This window comes from Alishewanella aestuarii B11, assembly GCF_000280055.1.
GTDB classification, from domain to species: Bacteria; Pseudomonadota; Gammaproteobacteria; order Enterobacterales; family Alteromonadaceae; genus Alishewanella; species Alishewanella aestuarii.
In genome coordinates, this window is record NZ_ALAB01000028.1 from 1 (window position 1) to 14,115 (window position 14,115).

The window sequence follows — 14,115 nt, forward strand, 5'->3', positions numbered from 1 at the left end:
CAAAGCGCCGCCAGCGCGAACCCTTCGGGCAGCGTTTGGCTGGCGTTTCTACTGCGTTATCGCTTGTTCATGTAGAATAACTACACATCACAAGCTCTGCCTTGTATAAACACCAGCCAAACGGCTGCAAAAACAAGCAGCAAACGTCAACACGCCCTAGTTCAACAACTGCGGTGCCGGCATAGCCCGGCGCCGCTGCTTATCCTGATACATCGCCACATCGGCCAGACTAAGCAGCAAATCCAGCTCCCGGCTATCACCACTATGCCAGCTGACGGTGCCGATACTGGGCCCGTGATACAACACCTTATGTGTGCCTAACGAGTAAACACCACTGCAGGTTTGCCGGATCCGGTTCACCAATAATTGCGCCTGCTCTTTCGAGATTTCCTGCGCCTGACATAACATCACGAACTCATCGCCACCCTGGCGGGCTACAAAGTCACCTTTACGTAAACACTCACTCAGCCGCTGCCCCACCTGGCGTAAAAATTCATCACCGGTTTCATGCCCGAACTGGTCATTAATTTGTTTAAACTTATCTAAATCGACAAAAATTAAATAAAACCCGAGTTGCTGACGGTTACCACGGGCAATTAAACGTTCCAGCTCTTCCAGCAAATAGCGGCGGTTTGGCAGCCCGGTCAAAGCATCATGCCTGGCGTGATACGTTAACTGTTCATTTAAATCAGAAAGTTGCTGATGCTCCTGTAAGCGCGTTGCCAGCAATGACAAGGTATTGCCGATCCCGCTTAACATCAGCTGCTGTTCGCCAGTCAGGTGATCGTTAGCGCTGATCACCAGCAACCCTGCAACCACACCCTGCGCATCATAAATATTGAGTAACGAGCTGTGGCTACCACTGAACTGCGGTGGGCAGGTCGCACCAGGGAGAACCTGTATATTCGAGCCTGTCACGGAAAGATCGGCCTGGCTAAGCCAACTCTCCAGTTCAGCCGCAGGTGCCGTCTCCTGCCACAGCCTTTGCTGATCGGCGCCGGTGCTAAAAGTAAAAATATGCTGCCATTGACCGCTTTGCCGCATTAAATCCGCGACCTGCTCTACCGCCAAAGGCAACGACTGAGCAGCAACGGCAAAATCACTTACCGCAGCCAGCAACTTGACGGTACTTAGCTCCCGCTCGGCGCGGCTGGCGCGCAGCAGGGTGCTTTGTTGCTGCCTGTCGCGTGCCCACTGCACACTGATTAACTCGGCACACAGTTGTAAAATTTGCAGCAATTCCGGCCGATCCTGCAGCTGTAATTGCTGGGAACTAGCACCACAAAGTGTGCCGCAAACCTCCCCCACTGCGTCCACGACCGGCACACTCATATAGGTTTGCAACCCCAACGCTTTCGCCGCTGCCGAGTCCGGCCAGGTTGCAGCTACATCGCTGGTTATAAAACGGCCACTTTCCAGTGCTCTTTTGCATAGGGTGTCATGCCAGGGGACTTCCAACCCTTCCGGTAGTTGGAGCTTGCCAGCATTTAACACATACTCAATACGTTGCACACCGGCCGGAAAATTGATACTGGTCAGGTAGGTCGACTCCAGCCCGGTAAGTTGCTGAATTAAGCGCAGCATCGGGCGGGTCAGATCTTCTATTGAATTGGCGCCGGCGACATAGCCAGCCAGCAAACTAAGTTGTGAGTCCATCCCGCTCCTGTTCCTGTCTGTCATGGCTATTTAACTACGGTTGCAGTTGTTCGTTTAGCATAAGTGTAGTAGAAAACTAAGCGGAAGTAGTGACTTACCTAAGCCCGCCTAAGGCTAAATATTTCAGGTAAGTATAATCATCAAGCCCATATTTTGAGCCTTCCCGGCCATAGCCGGACTGTTTTACCCCACCAAAAGGCGCAGCAGCATTAGAAATAATCCCGTCATTAATCCCCAACATCCCAAACTCTAATGCTTGTGCCACCCGAAATACCTGCCCCAGCAGCTGACTATAAAAATAGCCGGCCAGGCCATAATCGGTGGCATTGGCCAGCGCAATCGCTTGCTGTTCAGTACTAAAGCTGGTTATCGCCAACAGCGGCCCGAAAATCTCTTGTTGGAATAGCTGCATCTGCGGCGTAACGCCGGTCAACACCGTCGGTTCAAAAAACAAGGCTCCGGCCGGATGTGGGTTGCCGCCTAGCCGCAACTGCGCGCCATGCTGCAGTGCATCGTCCAGTAACTGCTGCACCTTAGCCACAGCTTTAGCCTCTATTAAAGGCCCAATAGTTACGTTTGGGTCAGTGCCGGCACCGACTTGAAGTGCCCGCACTTTAGGCAATAAGATTTGCAGGAACTGTTCGAGAATACACTCGTCAACCAATACCCGGTTGGCACAAACACAGGTTTGGCCGGCATTACGAAACTTGGCTGCGATTAACCCCTCGGCAGCAGCGTCCAGATCGGCACTGGCAAACACGATAAAGGGTGCGTTGCCACCCAACTCCATACTAACGCGTTTCACGCCATCAGCGCACTGTTTTAGCAGTTGCTTTCCCACCGCAGTGGAGCCGGTAAAACTAAATTTGTTTACCAGCGGATGCCGGGTTAACACTTCGCCAAGTTGTTGGGCCGCAGTACCGACCAGCACATTAAAGATGCCGGCCGGTACGCCGGCACGCTGCGCCAATTCGGCACAGGCCAGCGCCGACAACGGCGTTTGTGCTGCCGGCTTCACCACAAAACTACAGCCCGCAGCAAGGGCGGCGGCAGCTTTGCGCATTAACATCGCATTGGGGAAATTCCATGGGGTGATCGCCGTCACGACACCTAATGGCTGACGCAATACCAGGATCTGTTTATCGGGCGCGGCCGGCGGAATAATATCGCCATAGAGACGTTTTGCTTCTTCAGCAAACCAGCTTAGGTAAGCAGCGCCATAACGAATTTCGGCCCGAGCCTCCACCAACGGCTTGCCTTGCTCCAGTGTCAGTAATAACGCCAGATCCGCTTCATGTTGCTGCAGTAGCTGTTGCCAACGTAATAATATGGCCGCGCGTTCCGCAGCGGGCAGTGCCGCCCAGGCAGGCTGCGCCGCTGCTGCAGCTTCAACGGCAAAAACGGCCTCAGTTTCGCCCGCTTCGCTAACCGTTGCTAACACTTCACCACTCGCCGGATTAACGACTTGAAAAACGCCTGCTTTTGACGCCAGCCATTGGCCGTTGATATAAGATGTGGTTTTAAGTAACGCCTGCTCAGTTAAGGCTAGCATTAGCGGCCCCCTGCTTATAAAGGAATAACCGCTATTAAAACATGCCCTGCTGAGGGAATAAACCCGCCGATTGTTCGCACTTAGCGTTTATATTGGGTAGGACAGTAAGCGCGGCTAATCTCAGGGTTTCGCAATTTCAGATGTTTGGTTTTACGGCCACTGACTCTGGCCCGCCATAGCCGAAAACAACTAGCTTTTAATTCAGCCCGCATAAAGCGAATTAGCGCGTTTTCATTCAAGCCATATAGGTTTTCAATAGCCTCGAAGGGGGTACGATCTTCCCACGCCATTTCGATAATGCGCGAGCGCTGCTCATCATTAAAGGTCATTGGCATCCTCCATTACCGCATAACGCTGATATAGCTCCAGCGGTGCAAACTCCGAAAAAATATTGAGAACCATAACGACTTATCAAAAAACCATAATGGTGATTAAACGTATAAACTGAGCTAACCGATTGCCTGGCAAGAAAATTTTTATGCGTTTTTATTGGCTGTTATTGTTATTACTCGCAGGCTGTACCAGTGTGCCGGAAAAGGTGACGCCGGTCAGCCCTTTTGAGCTGGAGCGCTATCTGGGTACCTGGCATGAAATCGCCCGCCTCGATCACCGCTTTGAACGCGGCCTAACTCAGGTAACGGCCGAATATAGCCTGCGCCAGGATGGCGGTGTGACAGTGCTAAACCGTGGCTTTGATATCGCTAATCAACGTTGGAAAAGTGCAACCGGCAAAGCCTACTTTGTTGATGACAGCAATACTGGTCGCTTAAAAGTATCATTCTTTGGGCCTTTTTACGGCGGCTATAATATTGCCAAGCTGGATCCGGATTACCAGATAGCCCTGGTGGTCGGGCCTAATCTGGATTACGCCTGACTCTGGCCCGCAAGCCGCAGTTATCCGCTGCAGAATGTGCGCCCTATCTGGCTGAAGCCGAGCGACTTGGCATTGCTCTGGATCAGCTGATCTGGCTGGCGCCTTGTCGCTAGCGCAAAAAAACGCCGGCACTGCGCTTTGCACAGGCCGGCGTATTGTTACTCTAAAAATGAAATTAAGCTTTCGCGGGGATCCGCTCTAAAACCGCCAGCAGCAACTGCCAGTACTGACCGACAGTTTCGATATTAACCATCTCATCCGGACCATGTGGGTAGCGGATAGTTGGGCCAATCGACACCATATCCATCTCTGGGTACGGCTTTTTAAACAAACCGCATTCCAAACCGGCATGGATCACCATAATCACCGGCTCTTTGTTATAGATTGCCTGATAAGTATCTTTAACAATCGCCATCACCGGCGAAGCTGGATCGGGCTTCCAACCCGGATAAGCACCACTGAACTTCACCGCAACACCAGTCAGGGCCGCTAATGATGCCAGGGTGCTCTCAACCTGCTCGCGGCCGGAGTCGATCAGCGAACGGATTAAACAGACCACCTGAACGGTATCGCCGGTGGTGGTAACGACACCCAGGTTTAATGACGTTTCTACCACACCGGCAATATCGTCGCTCATCCGCACGACACCGTTCGGGCAGGCATTAAGCAGGTGTAGTACCTTATGCTGGCTGTCATTATTCATCACCTGGGCCGGTAAAATGGTCTCGGCTACGGCGAATTTAATCGCCGGCTCCACGGCTGACAGTTCTTGCCGGATCAGGGTTTCAAAGGCGGCTACTGCCTGCTCTAAGCGGGCGCGGTTATCTGCGGCCAGCGTTACGGTAACGCCCGCTTCACGCGGAATCGCATTGCGCAGCGAGCCACCGCTGATTTCACTGACTTTCAGATCCAGTGCTGCCGCCTGCTCAACCAGAAAACGCGCCAGTAGTTTGTTGGCATTGCCGCGGCCAAGATGAATATTCACTCCAGAGTGGCCACCTTTTAAGCCACTTAGGTTTAAACGGTACGCCTGATGACCAGCTGGTACCGGTTGCCATTGCATGGGGATACTAAACTCGGCATCGACACCACCGGCGCAGCCCATATAGATTTCGCCTTCCTGCTCCGAGTCGGTATTAATCAGGATCTCGGCGTCGAGCAGGCCAGCTTCCAGACCAAAGGCACCGGTCATACCGGCTTCTTCGTCGATCGTTAACAGTACCTCTAACGGACCATGTTTAATGTCGTCACTACCTAAAATAGCCAGCGCCGACGCCATACCAATACCGTTATCTGCACCCAGCGTGGTGCCCCGGGCCGTGACCCATTCGCCATCGACATAGGCATCAATAGGATCTTTAGTAAAGTCGTGCACCTTATCGGCATTTTTTTGTGGCACCATATCCAGATGCGCCTGGATCACTACGGTTTTGCGGTTTTCCATCCCCGCTGTCGCCGGCTTTTTAATGATCAGGTTGCCTACCTTGTCTTCCACGACGGTTAAACCTTTATCGCGGGCCCAGGCCTGAATATGCCGGCTAAGCGCCTGCTCATGTTTGGACGGATGTGGGATAGCACAGATTTGAGCGAACCATTGCCATAGCGGCTGCGGGTATAAACTGGAAATAGCGGTCACAACAACTCCTGATCAAGGGGCAGAGAAATTGTCGTGATTTTATCACAACCTGTATCGCAGGCGCATAAGCCACCGGCTAATCGCCGGCGGGCTGCGATTAATAACGTAAAGCCGGATAGACAGTCGTCAGCTATTTCTTACAACTGACGGCTTTAACCCACTAACATCCAGACAGCGACGCCAAACATCAGGCTGGCGCCAATGCGGTTTAAATACTGTAGCCGGTTGGTTTTCGTCAAAAACAGCGCCAGCGCCTTGCCGCCACTGGCATATAGCAGCATGGAGCCAAACTCCAGCAGCAAAATAATGGCCACCAACACCAGTAATTGCGGCCAAAACGCCAGCTTACTATCGATAAAGGGCGGTAATAACGCCATATGAAAGGCCCAGCCTTTGGGGTTAGACACGGCGGTAATAAAGCCCTGACTAAACAAGGTTCGCCGCGGTAGTAACACCGACGCTGTGCCCAACCGCGGCACCGCCAGTTTGCCTTTGGCACGCCACATTTGGATGCCAATATAAGTTAGATAGGCGGCACCAAGCAGTTTAAACCACTGAAACAGGTCCGGAAACTTCAGCATCAGAGCGGCTACGCCTAATACCGCCGCCATGGCAACTAAACCCACGCCCAGCATCTCGCCCCACATCATCCAGAAGGTACGACGCACGCCCTGACTCATCCCCAAGGTCATGGCCAGCGTCATACACATGCCGGGCGTCACAGAAACAAATAAGAAGGTGGGAATAAAAGCGCCCAATAATGTCAGATTAACCATAAGTACCCCGGTAGACTCGCCGCTTATTCTGGCGATTTCCGCCTATTGCAGCAATAGCTAAACTAATTTTTGATCAATCTGTTTAACCCCGCACGTCGTTGCACCGTTAAAACACTGCCAGATATACAAATTATAATCTGCAAAGGTCAACCAGCCCCAGACTGGCGCCCGCTTCCTGATCACTGTTATGCTAGCGCTACTTTGACTGTTGCAGATTGAAATCCCTGATGAAAATAGTGGTAAGAAGTTTATTAAAAGGCCTGGCGATTGTACTGCCGTTAATTATTACTATCGAGCTGCTACGCTGGCTGCTGACCACGATCGAAAGCGTACTCGCCCCTGTGGTGCAATTGCTGATCCCGGCCAGCTGGTATCTGCCTGGCACGGCAATACTGTGTTTTGTGATCGCCTGTGCAGTAATTGGTTTTAGCTCGCGCTGGGCTGGTGTGAACTGGCTCTGGCAGTTACCGGGCAAGGTATTAATGAAACTGCCGGGCAGCAAGCAAATTTACGGCATGTTGCAAGATTTAATTGATGTGATGGCCGGCAAGAACTTTAGTGATGGTTCGGTGGTGATGGTGAAACTGCCATCATCTGAGATTGAACTGATTGGCATTGTTACCAAACAAGGCGGCCAGGCAGAAGACCGGATGTCGTCACTGATGCAGGAAGAACAACTGGCGGTGTTTATCCCGATGGCCTACAACGTCGGCGGCTACACCATTATAGTGCCACGCAGTTGCACCCGCAGCCTTGATATGAAGCCCGCCGAAGCCCTGCAACTGGTGCTTAGCGGTGGTTTGGGTAGCAGCAAAGCGCCGGGAAAATCATAAGCGCCGCTATCGAAGACAGCCCCCCGGCGTTGCTTGCTGTTATTCGAGATCCAGATTTAAAGTGCGCAGCTCTTTTAACGTCTGGGACTGCAACATCTCTAAGGTTTTATGGTGCGGCTCTGGCCGTTGCGTTTGCGCATCTACCCGCACAAAAACGATATCATCGGCAAAGCAGATGGTTTTTTTGGTGGCCTTGTTACGCACCAGACAGCTTACAGTAATAGAGGTTCGGCCCACCGCTTTGGTGGCCAAACCAAACTCGACTACATCACCCAGCTTAGCCGGGCTTTCAAAACTGATGGCGCCCATATGCTTGGTCACCAGGCTATTGGTTTCTAACTGACAAATGGCGTAAATCGCCGCTTCCTCGTCTATCCATTCTAATGCCCTGCCACCAAAGAGGGCATTGGCATAATTTAAATCACCTTGCATCACCAACCGACGGCTTAAAAAACGCATCTTCTCACCTGTAACATCATTGTTTGAACGTTAAGTATATCCCTGTTGGCGTTTTGCACCAATCTCGCAATAGGTTTAATGATGGCTACAGATGCACAGAATTCAAGCATCTAAACGATGACCAATATTTAACCACAACGTTGCGCTATACGCACCACCCTGCTATGCTGCGTATAGCGCAACACCCAACTCTGCGTCAATGACTATGATTAAAAGCTTTAAGCACAAAGGATTGAAAAAATTCTTTGAAACAGGGTCAACCGCGGGTATTGATCCTAAACAGGCTAAGAAAATTAGTGTCCGACTTAGCGTACTAAATCTAGCCAAAGAGATTAAAGATATCGATCTGCCCGGCTTTTTCCTGCATCCGTTGACCGGAGAGCGCAAAGGTCAATGGTCGATTACCGTTACCGGTAACTGGCGTATTACTTTTGAGCTGAGTAACGGTGATGTTTATATCGTTAACTATGAGGATTATCACTAATGGCTAATATGTATAACCCACCTCACCCGGGGGAGCTGATCAAAGAGGCCATCGAAGCATTGGATATTAGCGCCCGTAAGCTGGCTTTAGCGCTGGATGTTGCCCCCTCTACAGTACAAAGGCTGATTAGTGGTAAGTCCGACATGTCACCTGAGATGGCTATTCGCCTCTCTGCCGTGATTGGTAGCTCAGAGCATGTTTGGATGGGTATGCAGGATGCCTACGATCTATGGCATGCTAAGCAGAAAATTGATGTCTCCAGACTACAGCGGTTACGCCGTCCCTCCCTTATTGCAGGAGATGCATAATGTCAGGCAATACCATTACCCTACATCGGGTAATAAAGGCCCCGCCAGAGCGGGTTTATCGCGCCTTTATAGAGCCGGAGGCGTTAGTAAAATGGTACCCACCGTACGGTTTTACCTGCCGGGTACTGCGTATGGACGCCCGGGTTGGCGGTGGTTATAAAATGGCTTTCACTAACTTTAGCAGCGGCAAAAGCCATAGCTTTGCCGGCACTTTCCTCGAGTTAGTGCCCAATAGCCTGATCCGCCTGAATGACCAGTTTGACGACCCTAATTTGCCCGGCCTGATGCAGGTAACGATCCGCTTAAAGCCGGTATTAATAGGCACCGAACTGACGATCGAGCAAAGCGGTGTACCGGAAGCCATCCCGGCTGAATTCTGTTATGCCGGCTGGCAGGAATCCTTGCAGCTACTGGCGCTGCTGACGGAGCAGGAGGTCAGCGATTAACTGAGACGAAAGCCCCGCTATACACCATTGTTTGAGCACGCAAATAATTTTTCTTTACCGGCTACTGTTTTCAGTGCGCACAAGGCTTTATGATCGCAGCCCTGTTATTGCCCTGCGCGATTACCTTCAATGCAAAATATCCTGCTGTATCTGATTACCGTCCTGATTTGGGGTTCGACCTGGTTTGCCATTGAGTTTCAGCTGGGCGAAGTGGCCATTGAAGTCTCGTTGTTGTATCGCTTTGCGCTGGCTGCGGCACTGATGTGGCTGTACTGCTGGTATCGCAAGCTGGATATGCGTTTTTCGCTGCGCCAGCATGGCTTTATTCTGCTGCTGGCCAGCCTGAATTTTGCGCTGAATTTCCTGTTTATCTATCAGGCGCAGCAATATCTGACTTCAGCCATGACGGCGATTGCCTTTACAACCATGTTGCTGATGAACATTATTAACACCCGGCTGTTTTTCGGCAAACCGGTTGCTAAACGTATCTATTTTGGCGCCTTGCTCGGTATCGCCGGTATTGTCGTATTGTTCTGGCCGGATTTGGACGGTATCGATTTCACCAACACCAGTTTACTTGGCTTAATCCTGATCTTATCCGGCGCTCTGTCAGCGTCCTTTGGCAATATGGTCAGTGTGCGCAATTCGCGGGAGCAAATGCCGATTATGCAGGTCAATGCCTGGGGTATGCTGTATGGCAGCCTGGTACTGCTGGCCGCCGCACTGATCAAGGGCCACAGCTTTACTTTTAGTACTGAGCCGGCCTATCTGCTGTCGCTGGTCTACCTCGCGGTATTTGGTTCGGTGATTGCTTTTGCCAGTTACTTTGCGCTGCTAAAACAAATTGGTCCGGAAAAAGCCAGCTACACCATAGTACTGTTCCCGTTAGTGGCAGTGGTGCTAAGTACCCTGTTTGAAGATTTTCACTGGACCAGTTACACCTTTAGCGGCTTTGCGCTGGTGCTGCTGGGGAATGCCATAGTACTAACGCCTTTTGATCGCATTCGGGCCCTGCTTAACCGTGAGCAGCCAAAGCTAGCCAACTGAGGTGCGTAGCAGAGTTAAGTCGCTTTGAAACCTATCGAAGTACCAGCTTAAAAACGATAGCAGCGTGGCTAGAACGCCTGTCGCTCCCGTAAAAATCGGGCAAAGCGCGGTATACCCTTGCTGGTGTAACCATTATAACGATAAGTAATTTCGCTACCGATGGCCGGCGGTGTTTGCCGCAAGGCATCGGTTAAGCCGCTGCCAATAGCAAACTCCAGCCCTTCAGGTGTTCTGACAATAAGCGCCCCTACCATGCCCTGATATTTCCCCCTACCAGGCCGATAGCCAATCACTGTCGCTTCGGCATCCTGATAGGTTTTAAGTTTAAGCAAATCTGCGCTGCGGCCGGTTTTATAGTGCGCATCCTGATGATGCAGCATTAAGCCCTCAGCGCCAGCCTGCTCCAGCTGTGCCAACGTTGCCAGTAAGGTTGCTCTGTCCGCAACGCGAAACTGCGGTACTACCTGCAGATAAGGGCTATTTTGCTGCTGTACCAGCAGTTGCATCATCCTGATCCGTTCAGTAAAAGTCCCCTCTGCCTGCGGCAGTTCAAAAATATAATAGGCTAACTGCTGCCACTCACTGCTCACTGGCTGCTGCTTGCTCACCGTACTTAAGATTTGTGCAAACTGCTGCCTGGCAAGCCACAGCTCACCATCGAGCGGCCGTGGTGGAAAGTCAGCCGTAAACCAGGCTGGCGCCTGAATAATATTGCCACCACGGGAAATCAGCTGTTTGCCATCCCAGTAAGCCCGCACACCATCCAGCTTTTCACTTACCCAATACTGACTAACATCAATATTATTCTGATAATCCTGTGCCAACAGCAGATCAGGCTTTGTCACAGCCAATAGTGGAAAACTACCGAGCACCAGCAAAAAAATTAACATTTTAAACATTATTTTGCTTCCTTTATGCAAAATAATGAGTGTAGCCGCTGAGCGCCTGAGCGCAACTTAGCTGGATACTGGCAAGACTGAAAACGGTGACAAAAGGCTAACGCGGGTTAATCCAGTACCGGTTTTAGATAGCCTGCGCCCAGTTGCCGCATCTGTTGTTCAACCCAACTGACGCGTTGCTGTAGGTAGGGTGTTAACTGATTCGGATCGCGCCGGCGCGGGCTTGGCAACAGCACTGCTAATCTGGCAGCCTGATTGCGGCTTAACTGGCTGGCTGATTTACCAAAGTAATACTGACTGGCCGCTTCCACACCATAAATACCGGGTCCGAATTCGGCGATATTCAGATATACCTCCAGAATACGCTTTTTGCCCCAAAGCCCTTCCAGACTTAGCGCTAAAGCTGCCTCCAACCCTTTTCGCAGCAAACTGCGGCCAGGCCATAACAACAGGTTTTTTGCCGTTTGCTGGGTGATGGTACTGGCGCCACGCAAACCGCCGCCATCGTCAAAGCGCTCCAACGCATTACGGATTTCATTGATATCGACACCAAAGTGCTGCGGGAAGCGCTGATCTTCTGACGCCACCAGCGCCAGCGGTACATGTGGCGGCAATTGTGCTATGTTGATCCACTGCTGCTGCACCGGATACGGGCTTTGCAGCATAAAGGCGGTGGTAGGCGGCGGCACAAAACGTAAGATCAGAAGTAAAATTAAGACCAACGCTAACAATAGCAGTGCCAGCTGCAAGGCACGCCAACATAGCAACCTAAGCCAACCGAATACACCGCGCTTCTGCTCTGTCATCTTGCCTCTTTAGTCACTTGCAACCGTCAATTATTAGGGCGTGTTGACGTTTGCTGCTTGTTTTTGCAGCCGTTTGGCTGGTGTTTATACAAGGCAGAGCTTGTGATGTGTAGTTATTCTACATGAACAAGCGATAACGCAGTAGAAACGCCAGCCAAACGCTGCCCGAAGGGTTCGCGCTGGCGGCACTTTGCTCTTTGTCACTCGTCACTTATTTAGAATAACTAAACCGCGCTCCTCGTTTCGCGATCAAAGCGCCGCCAGTGCGAACAAAATCTAAGCAGCAAACGTCAACACGCCCTAGTACCCGTTTGCTCATTCGGCGGCGAGTCGATGATAAGCTCCCGATGCACACATACCGCAACATTTTTCGGCCGGATAGGCTTACCTCGCCCTTCCAGATGGGCACGGGTAAAGGCCGCGCCAAACAACAAAATCATCGAAGAATAATTCACCCATAGCAGTAATAATGCCAAAGAACCGGCAGCGCCGTAAGCCGAGGCTGTCGCGGTATAGGCCAGATAAACAGAGATAAAAGAACGACCGATAGTAAATAACAAGGCGGTAATAAAGGCCCCTAATAGTACGTCACGCCAGGCCAGCAGTACGTCGGGCAAAATTTTAAACATGGCGCCAAATAGCAAGGTGATCACCAGTAAGGATAGGCCCCATTCCATACCCACCATCGCCCAAGCGGGCACGGGCAACCATTCCTCCGCAAACGCCATTACACTACGCAGTGCCACCGACAGCAGTAATGACACCATCATAATAAAACCAATCGCCAGAATAATGGTTAACGATAACAAGCGGCTTTTCAGCAGCGCCCAAAGGTTGTTACGCTTTGGCCGCGGTGCTACACCCCAGATCTGATTCAGAGATTGCTGCATCTGTGCAAACACTGTGGTAGCACCAATAATGGTGGCAACAATACCGACTAACGCCGGGATAAAGCCGCTTTGATCAATTTGCGAATTAACCACGGCAGTCTGTATCACTCCAGCCGCTTCTGACCCTAAAGTTTCTTCGAGCTGGGTAAATAACTCCCCTTGCACCGCCCGCTCACCAATAACCAGCCCGACCAGTGCCACCACGACCACTAAAATAGGCGCAATCGAAAACACCGTAAAAAATGCCAGCGCGGCAGCATAAATAAAGGCCTGGCTATCAAGCCAATGCCGAAAGGCTGCCGCCAGAATACTCAGCCAGTGCCGCACTGTGTTGGGAAGTTTATTGAAGATATTACTCAGCATGCCCGATATTACCTTTGCCGCGACGCGCGCTTTATTTCTGTTTGTATCAGTGGTCTATGATAGCAAGAAAGTGTCAGCACAAAAGTCAGTTTAGCCATTACCATGGAGGTTATCGCTAAGCTTGCCTGTTAAGACACTAAATCACAATCACTTACGTCAAGCCTAGTGCCCCAGAGCTGACCATTTGCCCTACTCTAGAGCAAGGGTTACACTGCGTTTATCAGCTAACCATCTGCAACGCGGGGCCCGGTTTGAATTTCTTACCAATACTGCAGTTATTACAACAACGGTTGCCAAATTTAATGGCAGTTTACGCCTTTGGCAGCCAGGTAACAGGCACCGCCGATAAAAACAGTGACTTAGATTTAGCTGTGCTGGTCGCAGGCTATGCCGATGTGATTGAACTTTGGGATATTAGCAGTGACCTTGCTGAGCTGGCGAACTGCGAAGTCGATCTACTCGACTTTCGCGCCGCCACTACCGTTATGCAGTATCAAATCCTCACCACCGGTAAATGCCTGTACGCTATCGACAGCAGCGTCGGTATATACGAAGCCATGGTGTTATCACAAATGACGGCACTAAACGAGGCCCGCGCTGGTTTAGTGCAGGATATTAGAGAACAGGGAGCAGTGTATGGCCGTAACTAAGCTACCGGATGATGTATTACTGAATAAAGCTGCGACTATCGAGCGCTGTGTTAAGCGAGCACGGGATGAATATCAGCAAGATCCGCTCAGTTTCGCCAGCAACTTTACCCGTCAGGATGCCGCGATTTTAAATATCCAGCGCGCTTGTGAAGCGGCACTGGATATGGGCCAACATCTGATCCGCAAATACAAACTAGGTATACCGCAAAGTTCGCGTGATGTATTTACCCTGCTTGCCACAGCAAACTTCTTACCAGCGGAATTAGCCGAAAAGATGAAAAAGATGGTCGGCTTTAGAAATATTGCTGTGCATGAATATCAACGTCTGCAACTGGCAATAACCGAGTATGTGATTACTCAGCGATTAGATGATTTTAGCGAGTTCAGCCAACTGCTGCTCAGCAAAGATGAGGCTTTTACATCCCCACAATAAGAC

At 51.0% G+C, this 14,115-nt stretch carries 17 protein-coding genes; 8 read left to right on the plus strand and 9 right to left on the minus strand.

Translation table 11 applies throughout. The features are described from left to right. Positions 1-156: 156 nt before the first annotated feature. The 3 genes from AEST_RS11525 to AEST_RS11535 all read right to left on the minus strand — a co-directional run bounded on the left by AEST_RS11525 (position 157) and on the right by AEST_RS11535 (position 3,537). The gene (locus tag AEST_RS11525) at positions 157-1,656 is read right to left on the minus strand and encodes a sensor domain-containing diguanylate cyclase (RefSeq protein ID WP_008609213.1); all 1,500 of its coding nucleotides are present in this window, start codon (positions 1,654-1,656) and stop codon (positions 157-159) included. A gap of 94 nt (positions 1,657-1,750) precedes the next feature. After that, complete coding sequence (locus AEST_RS11530; RefSeq protein ID WP_008609216.1) at positions 1,751-3,208, minus strand: NAD-dependent succinate-semialdehyde dehydrogenase; 1,458 nt, start codon at positions 3,206-3,208, stop codon at positions 1,751-1,753. Between the two features lie 80 nt (positions 3,209-3,288). Further along, positions 3,289-3,537 (minus strand): TIGR03643 family protein, encoded by a 249-nt coding sequence (locus AEST_RS11535; protein WP_008609217.1) that lies wholly within the window; start codon positions 3,535-3,537, stop codon positions 3,289-3,291. Between the two features lie 149 nt (positions 3,538-3,686). On the opposite strand from AEST_RS11535, the gene AEST_RS11540 reads away from it, so the two are divergent. Beyond that, on the plus strand, positions 3,687-4,082 hold the full coding sequence (locus AEST_RS11540; RefSeq protein ID WP_008609218.1) for a lipocalin family protein: 396 nt from the start codon (positions 3,687-3,689) through the stop codon (positions 4,080-4,082). A gap of 175 nt (positions 4,083-4,257) precedes the next feature. Here the strand turns inward: AEST_RS11540 and AEST_RS11545 are convergent, their stop codons facing one another. Next, on the minus strand, positions 4,258-5,718 hold the full coding sequence (locus AEST_RS11545; RefSeq protein WP_008609219.1) for an aminoacyl-histidine dipeptidase: 1,461 nt from the start codon (positions 5,716-5,718) through the stop codon (positions 4,258-4,260). 152 nt (positions 5,719-5,870) lie between these two features. After that, complete coding sequence (locus AEST_RS11550; RefSeq protein WP_008609220.1) at positions 5,871-6,494, minus strand: LysE family translocator; 624 nt, start codon at positions 6,492-6,494, stop codon at positions 5,871-5,873. 227 nt (positions 6,495-6,721) lie between these two features. On the opposite strand from AEST_RS11550, the gene AEST_RS11555 reads away from it, so the two are divergent. Next, on the plus strand, positions 6,722-7,327 hold the full coding sequence (locus AEST_RS11555) for a DUF502 domain-containing protein (RefSeq protein ID WP_008609221.1): 606 nt from the start codon (positions 6,722-6,724) through the stop codon (positions 7,325-7,327). 39 nt (positions 7,328-7,366) lie between these two features. On the opposite strand, the gene AEST_RS11560 is transcribed toward AEST_RS11555, so the two are convergent. After that, positions 7,367-7,786, minus strand: coding sequence for an acyl-CoA thioesterase (locus AEST_RS11560; RefSeq protein WP_008609222.1), 420 nt, complete (start codon positions 7,784-7,786; stop codon positions 7,367-7,369). Positions 7,787-7,991: 205 nt separating this feature from the next. On the opposite strand from AEST_RS11560, the gene AEST_RS11565 reads away from it, so the two are divergent. The 4 genes from AEST_RS11565 (at position 7,992) to AEST_RS11580 (ending at position 10,071) form a co-directional block, all read left to right on the plus strand. After that, positions 7,992-8,270: a type II toxin-antitoxin system RelE/ParE family toxin gene (locus AEST_RS11565; protein ID WP_008609223.1), complete on the plus strand. Its 279-nt coding sequence runs from the start codon at positions 7,992-7,994 to the stop codon at positions 8,268-8,270. Beyond that, the gene (locus AEST_RS11570; RefSeq protein ID WP_008609224.1) at positions 8,270-8,578 is read left to right on the plus strand and encodes a HigA family addiction module antitoxin; all 309 of its coding nucleotides are present in this window, start codon (positions 8,270-8,272) and stop codon (positions 8,576-8,578) included. Before AEST_RS11565 ends, AEST_RS11570 begins: the two co-directional genes overlap by 1 nt. Then, positions 8,578-9,024: an SRPBCC family protein gene (locus AEST_RS11575; protein ID WP_008609226.1), complete on the plus strand. Its 447-nt coding sequence runs from the start codon at positions 8,578-8,580 to the stop codon at positions 9,022-9,024. Before AEST_RS11570 ends, AEST_RS11575 begins: the two co-directional genes overlap by 1 nt. Before the next feature lie 129 nt (positions 9,025-9,153). Further along, positions 9,154-10,071 carry a DMT family transporter gene (locus AEST_RS11580; protein ID WP_008609228.1) on the plus strand — a complete coding sequence of 306 codons (918 nt, stop codon included), beginning with the start codon at positions 9,154-9,156 and terminating at the stop codon, positions 10,069-10,071. A 68-nt stretch (positions 10,072-10,139) separates the two neighbouring features. On the opposite strand, the gene AEST_RS11585 is transcribed toward AEST_RS11580, so the two are convergent. The 3 genes from AEST_RS11585 to AEST_RS11595 form a co-directional block, all read right to left on the minus strand. Next, on the minus strand, positions 10,140-10,970 hold the full coding sequence (locus AEST_RS11585; protein ID WP_008609229.1) for a DNA ligase: 831 nt from the start codon (positions 10,968-10,970) through the stop codon (positions 10,140-10,142). Positions 10,971-11,077: 107 nt separating this feature from the next. Further along, on the minus strand, positions 11,078-11,776 hold the full coding sequence (gene mtgA / locus AEST_RS11590; RefSeq protein WP_008609230.1) for a monofunctional biosynthetic peptidoglycan transglycosylase: 699 nt from the start codon (positions 11,774-11,776) through the stop codon (positions 11,078-11,080). A 290-nt stretch (positions 11,777-12,066) separates the two neighbouring features. Next, the gene (locus tag AEST_RS11595; RefSeq protein ID WP_008609232.1) at positions 12,067-13,029 is read right to left on the minus strand and encodes a YihY/virulence factor BrkB family protein; all 963 of its coding nucleotides are present in this window, start codon (positions 13,027-13,029) and stop codon (positions 12,067-12,069) included. Between the two features lie 251 nt (positions 13,030-13,280). Between AEST_RS11595 and mntA the strand changes: the two genes are divergently transcribed. Together mntA and hepT are read left to right on the plus strand one after the other, a co-directional pair. Then, positions 13,281-13,679 (plus strand): type VII toxin-antitoxin system MntA family adenylyltransferase antitoxin, encoded by a 399-nt coding sequence (mntA, locus tag AEST_RS11600; RefSeq protein WP_008609233.1) that lies wholly within the window; start codon positions 13,281-13,283, stop codon positions 13,677-13,679. Next, entirely contained in the window at positions 13,666-14,112 is a 447-nt protein-coding gene (hepT, locus tag AEST_RS11605) for a type VII toxin-antitoxin system HepT family RNase toxin (RefSeq protein ID WP_008609234.1), read from the plus strand. Before mntA ends, hepT begins: the two co-directional genes overlap by 14 nt. The last annotated feature ends 3 nt before the right edge of the window (positions 14,113-14,115 follow it).